At 59.8% G+C, this 21,140-nt stretch carries 18 protein-coding genes and 1 pseudogene; 10 read left to right on the plus strand and 9 right to left on the minus strand.

Features of this window, described 5'->3' with window-relative positions:
- Window positions 1–4: 4 nt before the first annotated feature.
- Window positions 5–523: a hypothetical protein gene (locus VSP_RS22090; RefSeq protein ID WP_009963419.1), complete on the plus strand. Its 519-nt coding sequence runs from the start codon at window positions 5–7 to the stop codon at window positions 521–523.
- On the opposite strand, the gene pafA is transcribed toward VSP_RS22090, so the two are convergent.
- The gene (gene pafA / locus VSP_RS22095; RefSeq protein ID WP_009963421.1) at window positions 507–2,207 is read right to left on the minus strand and encodes an alkaline phosphatase PafA; all 1,701 of its coding nucleotides are present in this window, start codon (window positions 2,205–2,207) and stop codon (window positions 507–509) included. The genes VSP_RS22090 and pafA overlap by 17 nt on opposite strands.
- 145 nt (window positions 2,208–2,352) lie before the next feature.
- The gene (locus VSP_RS36735) at window positions 2,353–2,670 is read right to left on the minus strand and encodes a hypothetical protein (protein WP_009963422.1); all 318 of its coding nucleotides are present in this window, start codon (window positions 2,668–2,670) and stop codon (window positions 2,353–2,355) included.
- Between the two features lie 111 nt (window positions 2,671–2,781).
- Between VSP_RS36735 and VSP_RS22105 the strand changes: the two genes are divergently transcribed.
- The 4 genes from VSP_RS22105 to VSP_RS22120 all read left to right on the plus strand — a co-directional run bounded on the left by VSP_RS22105 (window position 2,782) and on the right by VSP_RS22120 (window position 5,984).
- Entirely contained in the window at window positions 2,782–3,477 is a 696-nt protein-coding gene (locus tag VSP_RS22105; RefSeq protein ID WP_009963424.1) for a phosphatase PAP2 family protein, read from the plus strand.
- Window positions 3,478–3,665: 188 nt separating this feature from the next.
- The gene (locus VSP_RS22110) at window positions 3,666–3,944 is read left to right on the plus strand and encodes an SWIB/MDM2 domain-containing protein (protein WP_009963425.1); all 279 of its coding nucleotides are present in this window, start codon (window positions 3,666–3,668) and stop codon (window positions 3,942–3,944) included.
- 238 nt (window positions 3,945–4,182) lie between these two features.
- Window positions 4,183–5,550, plus strand: a complete 1,368-nt coding sequence (locus VSP_RS22115; RefSeq protein WP_009963426.1) for a hypothetical protein — start codon at window positions 4,183–4,185, stop codon at window positions 5,548–5,550.
- Window positions 5,551–5,639: 89 nt separating this feature from the next.
- Window positions 5,640–5,984 (plus strand): VOC family protein, encoded by a 345-nt coding sequence (locus tag VSP_RS22120; RefSeq protein WP_009963427.1) that lies wholly within the window; start codon window positions 5,640–5,642, stop codon window positions 5,982–5,984.
- A gap of 200 nt (window positions 5,985–6,184) precedes the next feature.
- On the opposite strand, the gene VSP_RS22125 is transcribed toward VSP_RS22120, so the two are convergent.
- The 3 genes from VSP_RS22125 to VSP_RS22135 form a co-directional block, all read right to left on the minus strand.
- Complete coding sequence (locus VSP_RS22125; protein ID WP_009963428.1) at window positions 6,185–7,021, minus strand: LpxI family protein; 837 nt, start codon at window positions 7,019–7,021, stop codon at window positions 6,185–6,187.
- 107 nt (window positions 7,022–7,128) lie between these two features.
- Entirely contained in the window at window positions 7,129–7,932 is an 804-nt protein-coding gene (locus VSP_RS22130; RefSeq protein ID WP_009963429.1) for a TatD family hydrolase, read from the minus strand.
- Between the two features lie 71 nt (window positions 7,933–8,003).
- Window positions 8,004–8,291 (minus strand): hypothetical protein, encoded by a 288-nt coding sequence (locus VSP_RS22135; RefSeq protein WP_009963430.1) that lies wholly within the window; start codon window positions 8,289–8,291, stop codon window positions 8,004–8,006.
- Between the two features lie 1,075 nt (window positions 8,292–9,366).
- Here VSP_RS22135 and moeB point away from each other — a divergent pair.
- The 4 genes and pseudogenes from moeB (at window position 9,367) to VSP_RS36740 (ending at window position 13,878) form a co-directional block, all read left to right on the plus strand.
- The gene (moeB, locus tag VSP_RS22145; protein ID WP_009963434.1) at window positions 9,367–10,542 is read left to right on the plus strand and encodes a molybdopterin-synthase adenylyltransferase MoeB; all 1,176 of its coding nucleotides are present in this window, start codon (window positions 9,367–9,369) and stop codon (window positions 10,540–10,542) included.
- A gap of 253 nt (window positions 10,543–10,795) precedes the next feature.
- Window positions 10,796–11,461: a bifunctional 4-hydroxy-2-oxoglutarate aldolase/2-dehydro-3-deoxy-phosphogluconate aldolase gene (locus VSP_RS22150; protein WP_009963435.1), complete on the plus strand. Its 666-nt coding sequence runs from the start codon at window positions 10,796–10,798 to the stop codon at window positions 11,459–11,461.
- Between the two features lie 111 nt (window positions 11,462–11,572).
- The gene (nagB, locus tag VSP_RS22155) at window positions 11,573–13,453 is read left to right on the plus strand and encodes a glucosamine-6-phosphate deaminase (protein ID WP_009963436.1); all 1,881 of its coding nucleotides are present in this window, start codon (window positions 11,573–11,575) and stop codon (window positions 13,451–13,453) included.
- A 154-nt stretch (window positions 13,454–13,607) separates the two neighbouring features.
- Window positions 13,608–13,878 (plus strand): annotated as a pseudogene (locus tag VSP_RS36740) (DNA-3-methyladenine glycosylase I).
- Window positions 13,879–14,299: 421 nt separating this feature from the next.
- On the opposite strand, the gene VSP_RS22165 reads toward VSP_RS36740, so the two are convergent.
- Window positions 14,300–17,233, minus strand: coding sequence for a PVC-type heme-binding CxxCH protein (locus tag VSP_RS22165; RefSeq protein ID WP_009963438.1), 2,934 nt, complete (start codon window positions 17,231–17,233; stop codon window positions 14,300–14,302).
- Window positions 17,234–17,513: 280 nt separating this feature from the next.
- On the opposite strand from VSP_RS22165, the gene VSP_RS22170 reads away from it, so the two are divergent.
- The gene (locus VSP_RS22170; RefSeq protein ID WP_009963439.1) at window positions 17,514–18,236 is read left to right on the plus strand and encodes an AraC family transcriptional regulator; all 723 of its coding nucleotides are present in this window, start codon (window positions 17,514–17,516) and stop codon (window positions 18,234–18,236) included.
- A gap of 194 nt (window positions 18,237–18,430) precedes the next feature.
- Here the strand turns inward: VSP_RS22170 and VSP_RS22175 are convergent, their stop codons facing one another.
- From VSP_RS22175 to VSP_RS22185, 3 genes are all read right to left on the minus strand, one after another.
- Window positions 18,431–19,018 (minus strand): TIGR00645 family protein, encoded by a 588-nt coding sequence (locus tag VSP_RS22175; RefSeq protein WP_009963441.1) that lies wholly within the window; start codon window positions 19,016–19,018, stop codon window positions 18,431–18,433.
- A 97-nt stretch (window positions 19,019–19,115) separates the two neighbouring features.
- On the minus strand, window positions 19,116–19,724 hold the full coding sequence (gene recR / locus VSP_RS22180) for a recombination mediator RecR (RefSeq protein WP_009963442.1): 609 nt from the start codon (window positions 19,722–19,724) through the stop codon (window positions 19,116–19,118).
- A 103-nt stretch (window positions 19,725–19,827) separates the two neighbouring features.
- The gene (locus tag VSP_RS22185) at window positions 19,828–21,129 is read right to left on the minus strand and encodes an adenylate/guanylate cyclase domain-containing protein (protein ID WP_198141210.1); all 1,302 of its coding nucleotides are present in this window, start codon (window positions 21,127–21,129) and stop codon (window positions 19,828–19,830) included.
- Window positions 21,130–21,140: the final 11 nt, after the last annotated feature.

Genomic DNA, 21,140 nt, shown 5'->3' on the forward strand with positions numbered 1-21,140 from the left:
CCCCATGAATCACGACGATCTCCACACCGCCGCCGAACCAGCCCGTCACGCAGGCACCAGTGCGGCAACCCTCGCTGAAGTCCCCCGACAAAGCAGTGCGGACCAGGTGGAAACCTGGATCCGCCGGGTGAATGACCGCTGGCTCGTGCACTCAGGGCTGAACCACCATGCCCGGGCCTACATGGACCGGCTGGCGGTGCAGGATCCCCAACGGCTGGCCCGGTCTTGTGAAATCGTGCACCGGCTCATGAAGGCCCATGATCCGGACTCGGATCCCAAGCCTTGGTTCTACGGTGGGCTCTTCTCTCTGGTGACCCCGGAAGAGGAGAGCCAGTATCTGGAAGGTCACCGCTTCACGCGGATGCTCCTGCCATCCACCCCGGAAGCACGCGTACGCGGCGAGGCGGAAGACTTGGAGCTGGCACCGGAAGTGCTGCGGAGGGTGCAGAACATCCGCTCCCAAATCCGGGAGCAGATCCTCCACACCGCTCGCACCGGCCGGGAGCTCAAGGCTGCTTGTTGAGCACCGCCTTGATGGGCCGCCCCACGCAACCGTTGGGCATTTGAATGTGCAACAGCGCCGCCACGGTGGGCGCGATGTCGTGCTGATAGACGACCTCGTGGCTGCTGCCGTGGCGGATGCCCCAGCCCATGAACACCACCGGGATGTGGGTGTCGTAGGGATACCAGGAGCCGTGGGTGGTGCCCTGTTTGCCAGCACCGGGGACCCAGCCAGGATTGGGCACCACATGGATGCTGCCGCAGCGCTTGGCATTGAAGCCGTTTATCATCATCGTCCGCAGGGGCTCAGGCACTGGAGCGCCGTCCATGTCCTCCATATCCACAGCGAAAAGCACGCCCGGATACTTCCGAATCCAGCGCACCGCGGCACTTCTGATCGCGTCGAAGTCCAGGTTCTTCTCCTCGATCCTGGGCAGGTCGAAGTTCACCAGATAGTTTGCCTCACCTGCCACCAGCTTCTCCACGCCGAACCGTCCGTTCAAGTAGTCATTGAGCTCACGCACCAGGCCCTTCGGGTTCCACCCCTCTGAAGGGAGGCGGTTTTCTTTCATATAACCCACCGTGTGGGCCACCCCGTGGTCCGCAGTGAGGAAGACCAGGTAGTTTCCCTTACCCACACGACCGTCCAGAAAGTTGAAGAACTCCGCCAGGTCCTGGTCGAGCCGCAGGTAGGTGTCTTCCACCTCCATGGAGTTCGGGCCGAACTTGTGGCCGACATAGTCGGTAGAGGCACAGTTGATGGTGAGAAAGTCCGTCTCCGGTCCTCCACCGAGGTTGTAGCCTTCCACCGCCGCCCTGGCGAAGCGCAGACTCAGCGTGTTGCCAAACGGGGTGGTACGAATGGTGTCCTTCTTCAGCTTGTAAGATAAAGAAACACGGTGGGGGAAGACTGGAGCCGCCTCTTTGTCAAACTTGCCCTCCCAAGGCACATCGTCACGGGTGCTCTGCACATACTCCTCCGCCGGGCGGAGGAGATTCCACTCACCGGACAGAAGCTGCTCTCCCACCTTGGCGTCATTGAACTGCTTGACCCACTCCGGCAGGTCGTTCATGTAATAGGTGCTGGTGATGAAGTTGCCCGTCAAATCCTCCAGCCAGTACGCAGCCGTGGCAGTGTGCCCGGCGGGAAGGATGGAGGCACGATCCTTCAGCGACACCCCCACCACCTTCGAGCGGTAATTCGTCGCAATCCGCAGTTCATCCGTCACCGTTGACGTGAGCATGTTGCGAGGAGACATTTTGCCGTCATCAGTGGTGCCACCCACCGTTTGCACCGTGTCGTCATCCGTGCAATAAACACTCTTTCCGGTGAACTGGTCGGTCCAGTCGTTTCCTGTAATCCCGTGGATCGCCGGAACAGAACCGGTAAACACCGTGGCATGGCCGACCGCAGTGTAAGAAGGCAGATGACCGATCATCCCATTCTCACATGTGAACCCCTCACCAACCAGTCGTTTAAAGCCACCCTCGCCATAGCGTTCCTGATACTTGTACAGGAAGTCCCAGCGCATCTGGTCCACCGCGATGCCGACCACCAGCTTGGGCCGCTCAGGACCCGCGCCCCCAAGGGACGTCTTACCAGGCTCCTTGGCTCCCTCTTGCGCGGTCGCACCGGATGGAAGCCAGACTATGGACAGGGTGAGGACGGAACAGAATAGTGCCAGGGGCGGGCTGGAGAATCTCATGGAGCAGGTTGCGTTGTGGTAAGACCGGGGGGGCTGGTAAAGGCTCACACCTTCACCATCGGACCCAAGGCAACGCAGTGGCCCCTGGCATTCTGTCTTGCAAATGGGAATCACCGAAACATCGGAAGACCCGCTGGCAGCAAAATCAGTATCTCCGGACATGGACGCCTACACCAGGCCCGCGATAGGCGCCGCCGTAGTAATAGCGACCACGGTGAAAGTAGCGGTGGTCATAGTACCGGCCGCGATGGTAGTAGCGGCCCACATCATACCGTCCGCCATAGTAATACCGGTTCCCATAGTAATAGGTGGGACCAGCATATCCGACGGGCAGGCTGTTGTAGTAACCCAGGTCTGCCGTGACCACACGCCCAGGGGGAGGAGGCGGCAGGGGTTCGACAACGCAGGAGGGCAGGACAGCCATGGCCGCCAAACCCAGAGCGAAAAGTGCAGGTGTCTTCATCAATCCGGAATCGTCCCCCCCTCACGTCAGGACTTAAAATTCAGCTCCATCGAGCTTTCCAGTTTCTTCCGCCCGCGTTGACCCGCCTGCCGTACGGTGCCACCTTTCGCCATGATCTGGCGATTCCAGTTCCCGGAAAGAACGTTCCTGCTTGCTGTGCTGGCCGGTTGCCTGAGCCTCTGGCTTTTCATCGAGGTGGCGGACGAGGTGCAGGAGGGCGAGAGCCATGCCTATGATGAGGCCATCCTGCGCAGCCTTCGCCAGCCCGCCGATCCAGCCCTGCCCATCGGTCCCACCTGGCTGAGAGAAGCCAGCCGCGACATCACCGCGCTGGGAGGCGGCACGGTGGTCACCCTGGTGACTCTGGCCGTGCTGGGCTTCCTGCTGCTCAGGCAAAAGCTCGCTCTCATGTTGGTGGTGCTGATCTCCACCGCGGGCGGTGGATTGCTCTCGGGAGTTCTCAAGAGCTTCTTTGCGCGGGAGCGTCCCTCCCACATCCCTCATTTGATGGAGGCGACCTCCCCCTCCTTCCCCAGTGGTCACTCTATGCTTGCGGCCATCGTGTACCTCACCCTGGGTGCCATGCTCGGTCGCATCACCCAGCGCCGTAGGGAGAAATACTACTTTCTGGGCGTGGCAGTGGTCATCGTCATCCTCGTGGGGCTGAGCCGCATGTTCTTGGGGGTGCACTTTCCCACAGACGTCCTGGCTGGTTGGTCCGCGGGGATTGTCTGGGCTGTGTTTTGCGCCTCCGCAGCCCGCTGGCTGCAACAGAAGGGACAGGTGGAACCACCTGACGCCATCTGACATTGGATAGCAACCCCATGCACCAATTTCTCCATTACGCCACCAACATTAAACATTTTACTTGAAATCGTCATACAGTCTCACTCCCACTGGGAGGCTGATTCCAGCGGCTTTTTGTTGACAGTCTGCTCATGAAAAGGCCTGCGCAGAGTCTTGACAGCGCGCCTTTCCGACCCCTAACATGCGCCATGGCCAAGAAATCCACCTCCTCCGAGCGCAAACCCAATCCTGCGCTGATGAAACCCGTGCAGCCCGATGAAATCCTCGCGGTCATCGTGGGCTCTACACCCATCCCACGCAGCGAAGTTACCAAGAAGCTCTGGGATTACATCAAGAAGAACGGGCTCCAGGATCCGAAGAAGAAGACGAACATCAACGCGGACGAAGCCCTCAAGGCCGTATTTGGTGGCAAGAAGCAGGTCACGATGTTTGAGATGACAAAGCTCGTCTCTGCTCACATCAAGTAAGCGACCCGCTGCCTGCCGAGCAAGGCGGTTCGCGACGGGAAGCTCCGGTTGAGACCGGCCGCGCCCCGTGGCACTCCCACTTCCCTGCTGAAAGGCACCCATCATTCTAGGTATTCCTGCAGAAGGAGGGCCCTCACCGGCCCTCCTTCCTTTTTGCACCTGCAGCCACCCGGTAGTTCCTTTGAGTAAATCCGGGCCGGTCGCTGTCGGAATGTGCCAGTTCACCTCCGTTCCACTTATGAACATGCGCCCCCGACTCCCCCTTCTGGCGACCCTGGCCCTGCTGCTGGCGTGCCCGCTGCTGAGCGCCGCGAGCACGGACTCTCCGACCCGCACCTCCGGCGAGGAAGTCACTCCGGTGCCAGCCGCTCCGCCCAAGATAGAGCCCGCCCCCTCTCCAGGCGCTGCTGACGCGTTGTCCCATCTGCCAGGAGTGGGTCTGGCCGAAGGGGTCTCCCAGATCACCGGCACCGCCGTCAGCCCCCTGCTGGGCGTGAGCGCTGTCGGGGCCTGGAAGTACTTCACCACTGAGGAAGGCCTGCGCTCCCGACTGCCCTGGTACTGTCATCCAGGCGTCTGGGGCAGTTGTTTCGCGGTCTTGGGACTTTGTTTCCTGAAGGATTTTCTGGGCGCAGCCGCCCCGCCGCTGGTAAAGAAACCCCTGGATTTCATCGAACTCTTTGAGGACAAGGCCAGCGCGCTGGTCGCCAGCACCGCCTTTGTACCGCTTGTAGCCGTGGCCATGGCACAGATGAATGCCATCCCACTGCAGCCGGAAAACGCAGCCCAGAGCACAGCCATGATCACGCAGACCGCGCAGATGGGTTTTGCCACCCTTCCAGTTCCCGGCCCGGCACTCGCCGCGACGGATTTCACATGGGTCAAGACCGCCCTCTACATACCGGCTGGCTTCGCCATCTTTGCGGTGGTGTGGCTTTCCAGCCATGCCATTAATGTCCTCATCGCCCTCTCGCCGTTTGGCATCGTAGATGCCGCCCTCAAGGTGGTGAAGCTGGGGGTGCTGGGGCTGATCACCGCCAGCGCCTTCATCCACCCGGCATTGGGCCTGCTGGTGTGCCTTCTGATCATCATTCCAGCCTGCTTCATCGCTGGCCCGGCCTTTCGTCTCATGGTCTTTGGCAATGTCTTTGGCCTGGACCTTTTGCTCGCCCGCAAAGCAGTCCCCACTGACGTTGCCACCGGGGTTCGCGCCTTCAACTCCACCAAGATTGGCAGCACACCTGCACGCACCTATGGCCGACTGGGGAGAAATGCCGAAGGCGCAGCGGTCTTCCGCTATCGCCCCTGGATCATCCTTCCCATGCGTGAGACAGCGGTGGCCGCCACCCCCCAGCCCGACGGCATTGCCCAAGGGCTGATCTACCCTTCACTGACGCGGGACGACAGCTCCGGCAAGTCAAAGACCTCATTTGTTCTGCTACCCCGTTACCGCGATTGCGTCAGCCGCATCACCGAGCACTTCGGCATCACCAAGGTGACTGACAGCACCCTGCTGCGCGGATTCAAAGCCATGCGCAACTGGCTGGTTGAGGCCCTCAGCTTTGGCCGGAGTTCCGTCGCACTGACCGCCCCAGGACGACAGTAAGGACCACGACCGCCCGCATAAAAGCAACACACCGTGATGCACACAGCGCATTGAATTGCATTGTGCCAGTCCTGCGCTGTAGTACGCGCATGATCGTCGAACGGGTCAAATACATCATCTGGGCCGCAGACATGGACCGGGCAGCGCGCTTCTACACACACGTGTTGGGAGGCACGGTGTTGCGTCAAAATCCGCACATCTGTGAGATCCAGATCGCTGGCGGCATCATCGGCATCCACGGCGGCGGCGAGGGAACCCGTACCTGGACCGGCCTCAGCTTTCAAGTGCCGGACGTGGTGGCCGGCGCCGCCGAGATTGTGGCCGCCGGCGGCGAGTTGGTCCGAGAACCCCAGCCTGAGGACGATGAACCGCCCCACCTCGCCATGTGCGTGGACACGGAGGGGAATGAAATCATGCTGACACGAAAGCGATAGGACCCCAGTGTCGGCCAGCATCGGCGACGTCACTTCCGCGAACCTCGTTCAATCGCCATCCCACCCCGCCTCCGCTGCTGTAGCATCGGCTCAAGCCCGACACAGGACTCCCCAAAGGCGTTGGATATTCCAGCTTCTCAGGATGATGCGTCAGCTTCCCACCCAACGAAAACTCCTCGCCCCCACACTGACACACCGGTTTACTGACCTACTGAATCACCGACTGCCAGCAGGCTCACCTTCAGCTCTGCACATCGGCGGAACACTTCGCTTTGATCCAGGATCAGAGTCATGCCGGCCTCCACGGCAATCACATCCACTCCCGCAGCAGCGGCGGTGGAGATGGTATCAGGACCGACGACTGGGACGTCAAAGCGCATATCCTGGTTGGGCTTGCTCACCTTGACCATGGTGGCACTGCCCTTACCCAGGGCACCGCCACGTTTGATGGCTTCATTCGTGCCCTCGAAGGCCTCCACAGCGAGCACCGTGCCGTTGCGCACCACCACGGTCTGACCGATGTCGAGCTTGCTGGAGGCCTTGGCGATGGTGAAGCCGTACTCCGCGTCTTCCCAGCGACGTTTTTTGGGATTAGGCCCCGCCACATGACCGGCGGCGGGCATGAACTCCTCCAGAAACGTCGTTGCGGGCAGCAACTCGATGCCGTCCTTTTTCATCTCATCAGCAATGCCGCCAAAGAGGGTCTCCGCATTGCGCCGTTTCAGACGGGCCAGCATCATCAGCAGCCGCAGGTCGGGCCGGAGATCGAAGAGATTTTTGGGGGCGATCTGACCTACCATCACTACGTGTTTTACCCCTTCTTTCTTGAAAAAGGCGATCATCTTGCTGAGCTGGCCCACCCGGAACCAGGCCATGGCATCCACACTCCCTTCCAAGCTGGGACGGGTCTCATCAACAAAACCTGCGACGACGAGGCGATCCACCCCAGCCTTGCGGGCAGCACGGACGAACGTTTCTGGATAGACGCCGTTGCCGGCGATCAGGGCGATGGTGGACGGAGGAGGCGCGGCGGACACTGGAAGACGGTAATGGGGCAAAAGCTGGGCAGCTAGTTAGACGCGGTTGTACGCCAAATCAACTGGGCAGCCATCCACTAAGACCGCCCGGCCCGCGCCCAGAGCACTCAGTCCAGATGAAACTTCCCGCTCTGCTTCATGAAGGTCACGGGGTTGTCATAGGCCACCCGCTGTACGGCGCTGGGGCTCCAGCCACGGCGCCTCATCTCCAGCATGGTCTTGGGGACGGCCAAGGGATCACTGATACCCCAGTCACACGCCGAATTCATCCAAATGCGCTCGCCACTATGACCCTCGAGCATATCAATCGCACGATGCGGGGTGCACTTGCTCTCCGGGTACAAGGTGATGCCCGCCCAGAATCCCTTATCCAGCACGAGGTCGATGGTGTGCTCTTCCACGTGATCAATGATGACGCGGTCCGGCGTGATTTTGGAATGGTTCTTGAGGGCGTCTAAAATCAATCGAGTGCCCTTGAGCTTGTCCTCCAGGTGGGGCGTGTGCACCAGAATGAGCTGATCGTAGTCGGCCGCGATCTGAATGTGCTTCTCCAACACCTGAAGTTCATTGCGGCTGTTCTTGTTCAGACCGATCTCACCGATCCCAAGCACGTTGGGCTTGCCCAAAAACTGCGGGATGAGTGCCAGCACGTCGTCCGCGAGCTCGGGATCCTCTGACTCCTTGGGATTGATACAGAGCCATGTATAGTGTTTGATGCCAAAGCGGGCCGCGCGCTTGGGCTCGTACTCAGTGATTTGACGGAAGTAGTCGTAGAATCCCTGGGCGCTGGCGCGGTCAAACCCCGCCCAGAAGGCAGGCTCGCAGATGGTTTCACATCCGGCCAGAGCCAGCTTTTCGTAGTCATCCGTCGTGCGGCTGACCATGTGACCATGAGGCTCGATGTAGGGCATTTTGAGTAGGGGAGAAGAAGCAGATGAGAAAGACAGTAGCGGAGCAACAGGACAAAACAAACCGCCAGCCCTCAGCCCAGAGCGGGAGGAACGGCTCCCACCGCCCCTTGGGTCGTAGCCTTGGGGATCGGCTCTGTGCTGGGATCGCTAAAGCTCAACAAGATGTTCCGGGCCCGCTCGGGCTGATCGCCCGCCAGGAGCTGAATGGCCTGCTTCAGGGCGACCACACGAAAGTCCCCCTCCTGCCCGGCCCGCTGCACCCGATCCAAAAAGGCAGCGAGATCAATGAGCTTGCTTCGCGAATCCATGAACCCGAGGTCCACAAGATTCACATTCGCAGGAGGCGTCCAGGTGTTCATGAGTGAGCGTGAGAAAGCGGCAGGTGCAAAAGACGGGATACGACAGACAATGCCGTCGAATCAAGTATTTTGGACACCTAACCGCCCAAGTCGCTGGTTTTTGCCCGCGCCCACCCTTTGGGGGTGCCTCACTCACCAAGCATCGCCGCTCTGGCCTCAGAATTGACCCGTCCCCGCTTTTGGAGGCCCGCACTCCTCCATAGAGACTACTCCAACCCCTGCCCAATCGAGAATCGGAGGGTATCCACACTCGCAGTCTTGGTGAACCGTTGGGGCTCAGGTTTGGCTCCACTGGATTGGACCGTGCGCACCTCCCGCTTCTTAGGTTGTGAGTTAGCCACTCCAACGCGGTTTGCATCGATTAACTCCAGAATCATCCAGAGACCGAATCCAACAGAAAGGGTCGCCATCGCCAGCCCCGAACCAAGCACAAGAATGGCAATCAGCCAGGAACCCTTCCGCTTGACGGTCCGCCGGAGTGGAGTCTGCAAACGCTTCGAAGTCATGCCCGCTAAATGCCCTACTATGGCTCATCCGTCGAGGAATAATTTCTCACAACTCATTCACCCTCAATAATATCTATTTGGAAACTAATTTGCCACCATAGATTCTATTGACACAATATTTACCCTACGTATTCCCTTTTTCTGGACACAATTTACCAGTGTATAGAGCTAACCCCCTTCTCATCCCTTGAAGACGTGTAAACTTCACTAATATTTTCAAACAGCATCATAACCCGCACTTCATCTACATCATCGACTAACTTTTTATTGCGACAGCAGTTGCAATTATAGTTTCTTGAAATTTGCACTCAGGAGCTATCTCAGGCTCGCCCATAAATATCTTTTTGCAGGAAACAACATACGGACTCCCCCCCCACTTTTTCATCCGCCAAATTTCAAAGATGCCGATGCGCTGCGTTCCAGCTCAGTCCCGGGTACCCATCGGCGCCAAGCCACCTCCCCACGGAGTCATTTCCCGGGTTGCAATCTGCGGTCTGGACGTACCTTGAGAACCCGGCCGGACGCCTCGCTCGAATCTGTCCGGCTGGCTTTTCCTGCTCCTCCGCTTCATGTCAGATCCTCTTCCAGCCCTGTCACCCGATGAATTGCGCCGCTATGCGCGGCACCTGAGCATCCCGGAGTTTGGGCTTGATTCACAGCGCCGTCTTAAGGCGGGAGGGGTGCTTTGCATTGGTGCCGGGGGGTTGGGCTCCCCCATCGCCATGTACCTGGCAGCGGCCGGACTGGGGCGGATCGGCCTGGTGGACGCCGACGTAGTGGATGTCTCCAACCTCCAGCGACAGATCTTGCACGGCACGGCAGATGTGGGTCGGCCGAAGCTCGAGTCTGCCCGGGACCGGCTGCACCAGATCAATCCCCATGTTCAGATCGATCTCTACAGGACCGTTTTCACTGGCGAAAACGCAATGGCCATGGCGGCGGACTACGACGTGATCATCGACGGCACAGACAACTTCCCCACCCGTTACCTCAGCAATGACGTCGCCGTCTTTCTGAAAAAACCGAATGTGTACGGCTCCATCCTGCGATTTGAAGGGCAGTGCAGTGTCTTTGCCCCGCACTTGGGCGGCCCTTGCTACCGCTGCATGGCCCCACAGCCCCCCGCACCTGGGCTGGTACCCAGTTGTGCAGAGGGAGGGGTGTTGGGAGTGCTGCCAGGGCTGATTGGCACCATGCAGGCGACGGAGGCGATCAAGCTGATCACCGGCATCGGCCAGCCCCTCGTGGGTCGCCTGTTGCATGTGGACACTCTGAGCATGAAGTTCCGCACCTTCAATCTCCGGCGCGATCCCGAATGCCCGGTCTGCGGCGACCAGCCGACCATCACTGAACCGATCGACTATCAGGGCTTTTGCGGCCTGCCTTCCCAGAATCAACCCACCATGAGCTCCCCCACCCCTCCCGACGTCCCCGCCATCACCGTAAAGGATCTCCAGGCCATGCAGGCCAGCGGGGAAAACTTCTTCCTTCTGGATGTGCGTGAACCCTACGAGTTCGAGATCGCCCGCATTCCCGGCTCCACCCTTATCCCGCTGGGCCAGTTGGCCGACCGCTTGGGCGAGGTGCCGCAGGACCAGAAGGTGGTGATCCACTGCCGCAGTGGCATGCGCAGCGCAAAGGCCCTGAGTCTGCTCGAGCAAGAGGGTTACAAGGATTTATGGAACGTCACCGGCGGCATCCTTGCCTGGAGTGAGGAGGTTGATCCAACTGTGCCTGCGTATTGAGCCAGGGGTCTGTCCACATCTGCCCCACCCCTGCCAGCAGGCCCCCATCCGTCCGCCCGGAAGCCGAGCTTTCGGGCTTTTTTTTGCGATCATCAAGACCGCACTTTCGCGTCACACCTGGGTTCAACTGGTCATTCGATACGGTGCTTGGGAAAAGCTCGTGCGCTTCATCTGATGATTTTGTAACTTTTATCTACTCCAAACTTTCTTCGAGTTGAAGCAAGTCCGGCGCAATCTACCATCTGATTGAATCATGCACGAAGTTCTCGCCCAAATTGAGAAGCTTGCTGTTGTCCCTACGATCGTCCTCTCAGACGTTTCGCACTCTGAACCCCTTGCCGAGGCACTGATCGATGGCGGCCTGCCCTGTGCCGAGGTCACCCTGCGTACCCCCGTGGCTCTGGAGGTGCTGCGCCGCATGGCCAGCATCAAAGAGTCCCTCCTCCTGGGGGCGGGTACCGTGCTCAATATTGAGCAGGCGGATGAAGCGATCGCCGCCGGGGCCAAGTACATTGTTTCACCCGGCATGGATGAAGGCCTCATCCGCCACTGCCAGTCCAAGAACGTGCCCATAATCCCCGGGGCCTGCACACCCACGGAGGTGATGCTTGCCGTGAAACTGGGGCTGGAGTGCGTGAAGTTTTTCCCCAGCAGCGCGTATGGCGGCATCACGGTCATCAAGGCCCTGCATGGACCGTTCCCCCAAATGCGCTTCCTCCCCACCGGTGGGGTCACCCGGGAGACCATGGGCGAGTACTTGGGCTTCAAACCTGTGATCGCTGTCGGTGGCACGTGGATGGTCCGGAAGGAGTGGCTTGCCAACGGGCGCTACGACATCGTCTCTGACGCCTGCATCGTCACCCGCAGTACCATCGACCTCATTCGCCGCTCAAAGCCTCAAGAGGGCGCCGACGAATGACCTCCGCAAGGCGATGCCCCCTTTCCTCCGATGAGAGTTCTGTTCATTCCGTAACATTCCCTGCTTCGAGACATTCCCTCCATCGCAGTCTGCCTTCCTCACCACACTACCATGAACCGACGCTCCGCTGCTGAAGCCTACGAAAAAGTCCCCACCAGTATCTTTGAATCCTCTTCGGCCGCAGCCGCCTCCCTGGCCAAGGAAGTGCGCGAACTGATCGAAGCCCGCAACAAGGAGGGCAAGCCCGCCATTCTGGGGCTGGCCACGGGGTCCACCCCGGTGCCCTTCTATCGGGAGCTCATCCGCCTGCACCGTGAAGAGGGCCTCAGCTTCAAGAACGTCATCACCTTTAACCTGGACGAATACTACGGCCTCGGCTCCGACCACCCGGAGAGCTATTACCGCTTCATGTGTGATCAGCTCTTTGATCACATTGACATCCCCAAAGAGAATATCCACCTGCCCAGCGGCACCGTCCCAGGGGACCAGGTATTCGAGCACTGTCGCCAATATGAAGAAATGATCGATGCCGCCGGCGGCGTGGACTTCCAGATCCTGGGCATTGGTCGCACCGGTCACATCGGCTTCAACGAACCAGGCTCCTCCCGCGAGTCGCTGACCCGCCGCATCACGCTGGATCGCATCACCCGCCAGGACGCTGCGGCTGACTTCCGCGGGGAAGAGAACGTCCCCCGCTTTGCCATCACCATGGGGGTGGGCACTATCCTCCGGGCAAAACAGATCGTCCTGATGGCGTGGGGCGAAAACAAGGCGGGCGTCGTGGCCCGCGCCGTGGAGGGCCCGGTCACGGATGCCGTCTCCGCCTCCTTCCTGCAGGACCATGAAACCGCCCGCTTCTTCATCGACCAGGCAGCCTCCCGCGAGCTCACTCGCATCAAGCTGCCATGGCTGGTGGGTCCGGTGAAATGGTCCCCAAGCGAGACCCGCCGCGCCGTCTGCTGGCTCTCCAGCACCTACAAGCGCCCGGTGCTGAAGCTCACGGACGAAGACTACAATGAGCACGGTCTCTCCGACCTTCTCAGCGAGCAAGGCCCTGCCTACCAGCTCAACATCCGCATCTTCAACCAGCTCCAGCACACCATCTCCGGCTGGCCAGGCGGCAAACCCAATGCGGACGACACCTTCCGCCCAGAGCGAGCCAAGCCCTACCCAAAACGCGCCCTCATCTTCAGCCCTGAGCCGCAGGACGCCATCGTCAGCATCGGCGGCACCATCGACCGTCTCATCGAGCAGGGCCACGATGTCTGCCTCGTAAGCATGACCAGCGGCAACTTGCGCGTGCCCGACAGTGAGGCAGACAAGTTCGCCAGCATCCTGCAGGAACTCGCCACCGCCACCCCCGAAGGCTGGGGCGAGCAAACGGAGTATGCCCGGCACATTCTGCGACTCCTGGAGGAGAAGGGCCCCTTTGGTGAGGACCCACCCGCCGTCCGCCAGCTCAAGAGCCTGATCCTGCGTGGAGAACTGCGCGATGCAGCCCACGCTCTGGGCCTGCCACCTGAGAAAGTGCAATTCCTAAATCTGGCCTTCTACGAGGCAGGGCGTTACCGCCGCTTCAAGCCTTCGCGTGATGACACGGCACAAATCGTGAACTTGCTCCGCGAGTTCAAGCCCCACCAGATCTATGCCACGGGCGATGCGGCAGATCCCTCTAGCGTGGCCGCCCTGTGCTACCGCGGTATCGAGGCCGCCCTGGCTGAACTCCAGAGCGAAGACTGGGCCGCCGCCTGCTCCATCTGGCTCTATCGCGGCAAGGAAAAAGCCCTCGAACCCTGGGAGATCGACATGGCCATGCCCATGAGCCCCAACCAGCTCGAGCGCAAGGCCCGCTCCCACACACGATACCAGTCGCTGACAACCATCGAAAAAGACGTCGTGCGCAGCAACCAGTCCACCGCAGAGCAGTACGACTCCCTCGGCCTCGCCAACTACGAGGCCATGGAGACCTTCCAGCGCAACCGCCGCGGCTAGCCCCCCTCCTCAAATCACAAGATGCCTCAGGCCTCCTGACACCCCGTTGTCAGGAGGCCTTTCTATGTTGCCCCGCATTCTGCATTCCACCTCATAATTCATAATTCATAATTCATAATTTACCCCCGCCGCCGTCGTGCGCAAGGCCCGCGCGGTGGAGCAACACTTCAACGGGAGCCTGGATGGGTTTTCTGAATTTCTCTGGGATCACGTCGACGGCAAGCCGGTGCAGAATGAGTTCGAGGCAACTTCCCAAGTGCCAGCGAAGACCGAGGTGAGCGACCGCTTGAGCAAAGAAGGACTTCACCTTCGTGGGCTCCACCATCTGCTATGCTTTTATGCAGGCCGTGAGCATGGTGAATGATCATCTGGAGAGCTGTTCACGCTTTCGTGAAGTGCGGAAGACGGTAAAGCGCAAGGTTTGAAACGGGGGCCAAATGGTGCGACCGAACAGGCTGAAGCCCGTGACTACTTTTGCTGTCCACAAAAACGAAGGAAGCCCAACGTTGACGAGGTTCCAGCGAATCTACGTTGGGTAGGTGAGGGTGGCGAAACTACTCCGAATCAGTTGCGGCGGCCAGGTTCGCAGCGCCCCCAAGGTTCCTTGGCAGGCAATGCTGAAGCCTCTCTTTGAAGGTGGCCACGCGATCACCGGTCAGCCGTCCCCACACCTTGGTTCCTTGAACCTCCAACTGCTCCGCTCCCAAACCGACGGAGACCGTCGGACTACTCACGGGCCTCGCCACGGGATGTCGAGAGGCCGCGACTGCCAGCCTCCCCCTCGCTCCCGCTGGTGCGGGAGTTCAGGTCTTCTGTCTTTGGTCTTCCCGTCTTCTGTCTCCTCTCCTACTTCTGCGCAGCCGGCACGCCTTCCTTCAAGCTCAGCATGAAAGCCAGCACATCTGCCAGCTCCTGAGGTTTCAGGATCAAACCCATTGGAGGCATCGGAGAGATCGGTGTAGCCGTGTAGCTCTCGGCCAGTTTCGCATTGGGTTCGAGGAGACTCTGCTGAATGTAGGCCTCGTCCTTGTGGCCGGCGATACCATCCAGGGCCGGCCCCACCGCACTGCCCTTCCCGCCGAGCATGTGGCAGTTCACACACGCCGCCACGGGATGGGTCCAGAAGATGGTCTCACCACGCTTCACATCACCCGCCAGAGGGGCATCCCCCGCCGCCTCCCCGGGCAGCACCTCACACAGGCTCACGTCGTCAAAGATCGCGTCGCCCTTGGCCACATGCAGAATGTTGATGCTCAGGCGGGTGCGATCCTTGGAGTTGAACACCACCTCCACCTCGCTCCAGTTGAAGTTCCGCTGCACCTTGTCCGTCTCCACCGGGGTGCCATGGGCGTTCAGACTGGCTTTGCCTTTGAAGGCATGCGTTTTGATCCATCCGGCCAGACGGTACTCTGTATTCGGCTTCACCGGCACATCCGCATACAGGCTTGTATCCGCATCCGCCCGGGTGATGCAGCGGACGCCGTTGCCGCCAGAGTGTGCATTACCCTCACCTGTCACCACCTTCCATTCCGCATCTTGATTGCCGGGATTGCGGTCAGAGCCGTAGTCACGGCGGGTCCAGCCCTCGGGCAGCCCGTTGGCCGCCAGCACCTCGAATCCTGGATTGGGCAGCAGATTTGGGCCCAGTTGATATGCCTGCACCCCGTGCTTCTTCTCCAGCACCCGGTTCATTTCGCGCAGCCATTCGTCGTTCTTCACCGTGGTATCTGAAGCCAGGCTCACGACCAGGGTCTTGATCTCAGGTGTGGTGGGGAATTCGCCCAGCTTTACCAGCGCCGCCAGTCGGGTGGTTAGATCAGGATCACTCACCACCCCGGCTCCAAAATACAGGCTCTGACTTTTCCCATCGATGCCAAGAGCGCGGATGGCGTTGCGACGCAACTCAGGAGACTTGGCCAGGAGGGCGGCACGATGCGTGGCCTCATCCAACTGACTCAAGCCTTGTAGGGCCCAGAGAGCATGGATGGCCCCGATGGAACCATCACTGGCCAGCACCTTCTGCTTGAGGGCGGGCACAGCATCCATCACCCGGTCCTCTACCAGACGCTGCTGGACGTGCAGACGCGTGTACTGCACATCGTCATCCAGGAGCGTGACGAGATCCGCCGCGCTGGCACCGCGATATTGCGCCGGTTTACGAGCCGGGGCATCGGCCGCCACGATCCGGTAAATGCGACCACGCTCGTGATCACGCAGGTCATTCACGTGAGCGCCACCGGGACCTGTTCTGGCTTTGTAACCGCCGCGCTCAGGGCTAGGCGTGGGGTTGTGCTGGATGATGAAATTCTGCCAGTCGGCAAACCAGACCGCCCCATCCGGCCCCACCTCGGCAAAGACAGGCGACATCCACTCATCCGTGCTGGCCACGAGGTTGTAGGCGTCCTTCGCCACAAAACCCGCGCCTTCAGGCACCACTTTCATCAGGGAGATGATCTTCAGCGTCGGCTCGCACACCATGGCGCAGCTCTGGAAGCGGGAAGGCAGGCTCTTGGAATAGAGGAAACTCGACCCCGCTGCGGACGTGTAGCCGCCAAACACATCCACCTGGCGGAAGTTGGGGGTGATGGTATGGGCCTTCTCCACGAGGTTGATCTTCTTGGCCGTCATCGTACGCACACCATCCGGCACCACGGTTCTAGGAATACCCCCGTAAAAGAGGGGCGCACCGTTGGCCGTGCCGCCAAACTGGTCTCCCGCAGCGTTGTAGCTGTGCCCCCACGTGTTGTTGGTGAACTGGTGCAGGAACTCCAGCGAAGTGCCGTCTGCCTTGAAGCGGTAGGTACCCTGGGTGAACTCGATCGCCTTCCCCGCCACGGTACCCTTGAAGGCCGAGTAGCCCACCGCACCGTAGAGCCAGTTGTCATAGCCATAGTGCAGGTTGCTGGCCTGGGCATGGGTGTCACCGATCCCCCACCCGGTGAGGATCTCTTCCCGCACATCCGCCTTGTCATCGCCATTGGTGTCCTTCAGGAAAAGGAAACGCGGCGGCTGGGAGACGATGATGCCCCCCTTGGCAAACACAATCGCAGTGGGAATGTTCAGCTTGTCGGCGAAGACCGTGAACTTATCCGCGCGGCCGTCTCCGTCGGTGTCCTCGCAGATGCGGATGGTGTCATTTCCTCGCCCCTCGGGATTCACCCCATGTGGGTAGTCGCAGGTCTCTGCCACCCAGCAGCGGCCGCGGTCATCCCAGGCCATGGCGATGGGTTTGCGAATCTCCGGCTCGGACGCGAATAGCTGCAGCTTCAGATCGGCAGGCACCTGGGTGCGCTCCATGCTGCCTTTCACGTTGAAGGGCTTCTGGAAAGTCAGCGGCTCCGGCCGCTTCTCGTAGTTGGCCACATTGTCGTTTTTCTCCCGGACCTCAGGCTCACGCTGGGCCAGAAAGGTCTGCCACTCCTTCTCCAAGCCGAGCTCGCGGGCAACAGCGACCACCTTCTCACGGATCTGCGCGGGCGTTTCCGTGCCGCTGAGAGCGATGCGCCCCTTCGCGGGCAAAGCGGTGGCGACGTCAGCACCTGATCCAGAGACGACGGCGATTTGATAGCGCGCCGCCAGCTCAGGCGTCAGGTCCTTGCCTGCCACATAGTCAAAGAAAATGGCCTCCCGGCCCAGTTCGGCCATGGCGGGGTGAAGCGGTCCCAACTGAGATTGCTCAGCACCGCTGGCATCGTAGTAGAGCACGCGTAAAGGACCGCCCGCCGCGAGAATCGGAGCGGCGCAAGCAAGGCTGAACAAAGAAGCGAGGAAGCGTTTCATGGTTTCGTGGGCACTTGAATTTCGCCACAAACAACGCCTTTCTGCGATACCTTTGTGCTGACATGTTTTATGGGGAATCAGACAGCGTCCCACCAGCAAAGCTGGCCTGAAAAAGGGTGAAATCGGCCCCTCCCTCCACTTGTCAGGTTTTGCTTTTGGACCAAACGGTCTGTAGATGAAGCTTTTACTCCCGGAACAAGTGTGCTAAATCAGACACGTGGGCTTACACCATCCAACACCACAAACTCAGGAAGAATTGCTCTCAGCCAGAGACCAGTTCATGCGGCAGATCTCACCGGACTCCGCCTTCCACAGGTTGTTTGACCACATGCCGGAAGTGTCCTTTTTCGCCAAAGACCGCGAATTCCGGTTCATTGCCGCCAGCCGTCGCTTTTACGAGAGGTTTGGGTTTACCGAGGAAAGGCAGATCATCGGGCACAATGATTTCGACATCTTCCCCACCCGTCTGGCGGAGAACTTCCGCAAGGATGATGAAGTGGTGATCTCCACCGGCCAGCCCAAGCTCAACATCATGGAGTTGTTCTTCACCCAGCAGGGAATCCCTGACTGGTTTGTGACCAACAAGCTGCCTCTCTTCAACCGCGAGGGTCAGCCCATCGGCATCATGGGCTCCGTGCAGAGCTATGAAGGGCGCAAGCAGGTCATGCAGCCCTATCTACAGCTCGACAAGGCCGTGAACTACATTCGCCAGCACTTCCGCACGGGGGTGACCATCAGTGAACTGGCCGAACTCGTCCACCTCTCCCCGCGCCAGCTGCATCGCAAGTTCGTGGAAACATTCGGCAGCAGCCCGCAGGCCTTCATCATGAAACTGCGAATCCAGGCCGCATGTGAAGCGCTTCAGCATGAAGACCGCCAGATCAGTGAGGTGGCCATGGAAATGGGCTTCTGTGACCAAAGCTCCTTCACCCAGCAGTTCCAGAAGCATGTGGGGCTTACGCCCATGCGGTATCAGCGTCAGTTCCGGCTGCGGGCAGGTTAGCGGGAGCGCTAGAGAGACCGGATTAACAAGATTTCGGAAGGGTTCAAAAGCTGGGAGCAGGGTCGGCGGGCGGCTGGGACGCGGGAAATGGTTCCAGGTTTTGCCGGGCAGCACTTGGCCTGACTCCAAAGCCCCCCCGTCCGCAGCAGCGCCAGCAGGTCTTTCGTCCTACCAGTCTTCAGTCTTTGCGTCCCCTACACCCGCTCTGCCTTGCCAGCCTGATGTTCGCCATGCGCTTGAGCCCGGACGACGGCATGGCTGAGCGCTGCTGACTGGTTGGTCAATCGATCAATCCATGCGAGAACGAGAGCAGAGATGAGGAAGGTGACATGGATCCCAGTCTGCCAGAACAACTCATGCAAGGTCTTGCTGTTGGCGTCGATGAAACTCTTGAGCAGATGAATGGATGAGATACCGATCAGCGCTGTGGCCAGCTTCACCTTCAACACGCCGGCGTTCACGTGAGAGAGCCACTCTGGCTGGTCAGGATGCCCGTCCAAATCCAGGCGGGAGACGAAGGTCTCATACCCGCCGATGATGACCATGATGAGCAGATTCGCGATCATCACCACATCGATCAGCCCCAGCACGATGAGCATGATTTCCTGTTCCTTGATGGTGTGAGCATGTCCCACCAGATGCCAGAGCTCCTTGAGGAACACCCACACATACACCCCTTGGGCGAGAATCAGGCCCAGATAGAGCGGTGCCTGTAGCCATCGGCTCAGGAAAATCAGGCTGCTGAGAGTGGTGCGGAATCCGTGGCCGTATTGGGGAGTCATGCGCGGGAGATGTAGAGCATGACTTGCGGACTCGTCAACCGCGCAGCCAGCATCTCGACAACGGCATTACTCCCGGAAACGACACCCATCTGGCAGCCTACATCGCACGTCGTCCGCTCAGGGCATGATGCAGCGTCATCTCATCCACGTGATCCAACCCACCGCCTGCGGGCATGCCTTGCGCAAGCCGAGTTACCTTCACGCCCAAGGGGCGCAAAATGTCCGCCAGGTAGTTGGCCGTCGCCTCCCCTTCTACATCCGCACTCAGCGCCAGGATCACCTCCTCCGCCCCCAGGGCGGGAACTCGTGCCGCCAGCTCGCGGATGCGCAGGTCAGAGGGTGTGATGTTATCCAGTGGCGACAGACGCCCCCCGAGCACATGGTACTGACCAGAAAAGGCCCCGCTACGCTCCAGGCGCAGCACATCCGCTGCCTGCTCCACCACGCAGACCACGGTGGTCTGCCGTTTGTCACTCTGACACAGACCACAGGCAGCATCCCGCTCAATGAAGAAGCCACACTCCGGACAGATCCCCACCCGCTGCTCCAGTTGCGCCAGCGCCCTCGCCAGCTCCGCAGCCCGGGCATGGCCGCGCCCCATCATCCACAACACCAGCCGCTCAGCGCTCCGCTGGCCAATGCCAGGGAGTGATTTCATCTGGAGGATGAGTTCCCGAATGGGGGCGGGATAATCCAGAGCAGGCATAAGATGGAAGTAAGGCCGTAAGAGAGAGGTCTGAAAAAGCAGACCGCCGGGTGCAGGGCAACCCGGCGGGAGAGATTCTAGCGGTTCACAATGGATTGGAAACTTATGGATTCACCGTGAGCAGACGCACGTGACGGGAGACCCCCTTCGTGTCGGGAGTGGTTTCGTCCTTCATACCAGCCTCCGCACGCTCCAGGAAATACTTCAGGGGGGGATCTTCACGGGTGTCGATCCGGGCCTGCATGAGCTGCTGCACCGCTTCTTTGTAGTTGCCCTTGCGCAGGCTCACCACACCCTGCCAGAAAGCATCGCGGGCTTTGGACTCTTCATCGCTGAGTTTCCCCTTCTCGGCCAGCAGCTCGTACACTTCAGAAATCTGGTGCAGCTTCGGTGCATAGACCATTTCCATCGGCCGGGTTTCCACCTTTTCCTTCGTGAGATGGAACGTGCGGGCAGAGATGAGCAAGTGGCTGCCATACACCAGGTTCACGGCGCAGAGACGGCGGCTAAAGTCGAGCGGCTCACCCACCGCGCTGTAGAATTCGAATTCGCGGAAGCCAAAGCGACCCACGCTCATCTGCCCTGTGGCCAGAGCAACGCCGAAGGCGGGCTTCCTGTGCCAGCGGTTCTGGATCTCCTGGTCCAGATTTACCAGGCGCTGCTTCAGTTCCAGCGCAGACTTGCAGGCATCCATGGCGTGAGTCCCACCATTCTTGTCCATCATGCCGAAGAAAACACGCACGCCATCCGCCGTGCAGGTGTCCAGGTAGGCTCCTTGGGCCACCATGAACTCCCCGGTAACCTGTAGGAAGAGCGAGCCGAGCTGCTCCAGATCCTTGGGCTCCATCTGATTGGCCAGATCCGGGTAATTGAGAATGCGGCAGGTCAGCACCGTCAGTTCCCGCTTCCCGGTGAGCATCGAGTCATCCTTGGCGTTGATAAGTCGCTCGAAGTTCTCGGTAGAAACACGTCCGACGAAGTAGCGGAACAGCTTGTGCCTCTGCCAGCCTGGATCCACATGGCCAAAGATGATTCCCCCCAGCCCCGTGGCCACCACCGCCAGCACCGCAGAAAGGGGCTCAAACAGGATGCCGCAAAATGCCAGGATGGGAGAAAGCAGCAGCGTCAGGAATGCCGCAGCAATGATGAAAGCGATCTTGCTGGAACGACGCGGCAGCTCAATGCACACCCAGGAGGAGATGTAGGCCATCAGGGTGATGAAACCATATTGCAATGGCACCATGAACTTCAAGGGCCCCTCCACTGGAAGGATGAAGATGCTCCGGTAGAACTCCTCCAGCTGCGACATCTTGTCGCTGAAAAAGCCAGTCAGGTGGAAAACGCCCACGAGGGCGGCACTCACTACTGCTCCCAAAATCAAACTAGCCGCCCAACTGCGTCCCATGGTTTTGCTTA

The organism is Verrucomicrobium spinosum DSM 4136 = JCM 18804 (genome assembly GCF_000172155.1).
In the GTDB taxonomy this organism is placed as follows: domain Bacteria; phylum Verrucomicrobiota; class Verrucomicrobiia; order Verrucomicrobiales; family Verrucomicrobiaceae; genus Verrucomicrobium; species Verrucomicrobium spinosum.

Coding starts and splice junctions, on each gene's coding strand:
- VSP_RS22185 (WP_198141210.1), bottom strand. CDS start 21,129: ATGGGACGCAGTTGGGCGGCTAGTTTGATTTTGGGAGCAGTAGTGAGT.
- VSP_RS22110 (WP_009963425.1), top strand. CDS start 3,666: ATGGCCAAGAAATCCACCTCCTCCGAGCGCAAACCCAATCCTGCGCTG.
- VSP_RS22130 (WP_009963429.1), bottom strand. CDS start 7,932: ATGCCCTACATCGAGCCTCATGGTCACATGGTCAGCCGCACGACGGAT.
- nagB (WP_009963436.1), top strand. CDS start 11,573: ATGAACCGACGCTCCGCTGCTGAAGCCTACGAAAAAGTCCCCACCAGT.
- VSP_RS22150 (WP_009963435.1), top strand. CDS start 10,796: ATGCACGAAGTTCTCGCCCAAATTGAGAAGCTTGCTGTTGTCCCTACG.
- VSP_RS22090 (WP_009963419.1), top strand. CDS start 5: ATGAATCACGACGATCTCCACACCGCCGCCGAACCAGCCCGTCACGCA.
- VSP_RS22165 (WP_009963438.1), bottom strand. CDS start 17,233: ATGAAACGCTTCCTCGCTTCTTTGTTCAGCCTTGCTTGCGCCGCTCCG.
- moeB (WP_009963434.1), top strand. CDS start 9,367: ATGTCAGATCCTCTTCCAGCCCTGTCACCCGATGAATTGCGCCGCTAT.
- VSP_RS22135 (WP_009963430.1), bottom strand. CDS start 8,291: ATGAACACCTGGACGCCTCCTGCGAATGTGAATCTTGTGGACCTCGGG.
- VSP_RS22120 (WP_009963427.1), top strand. CDS start 5,640: ATGATCGTCGAACGGGTCAAATACATCATCTGGGCCGCAGACATGGAC.
- VSP_RS22115 (WP_009963426.1), top strand. CDS start 4,183: ATGAACATGCGCCCCCGACTCCCCCTTCTGGCGACCCTGGCCCTGCTG.
- pafA (WP_009963421.1), bottom strand. CDS start 2,207: ATGAGATTCTCCAGCCCGCCCCTGGCACTATTCTGTTCCGTCCTCACC.
- VSP_RS22175 (WP_009963441.1), bottom strand. CDS start 19,018: ATGACTCCCCAATACGGCCACGGATTCCGCACCACTCTCAGCAGCCTG.
- recR (WP_009963442.1), bottom strand. CDS start 19,724: ATGCCTGCTCTGGATTATCCCGCCCCCATTCGGGAACTCATCCTCCAG.
- VSP_RS22170 (WP_009963439.1), top strand. CDS start 17,514: ATGCGGCAGATCTCACCGGACTCCGCCTTCCACAGGTTGTTTGACCAC.
- VSP_RS36735 (WP_009963422.1), bottom strand. CDS start 2,670: ATGAAGACACCTGCACTTTTCGCTCTGGGTTTGGCGGCCATGGCTGTC.
- VSP_RS22105 (WP_009963424.1), top strand. CDS start 2,782: ATGATCTGGCGATTCCAGTTCCCGGAAAGAACGTTCCTGCTTGCTGTG.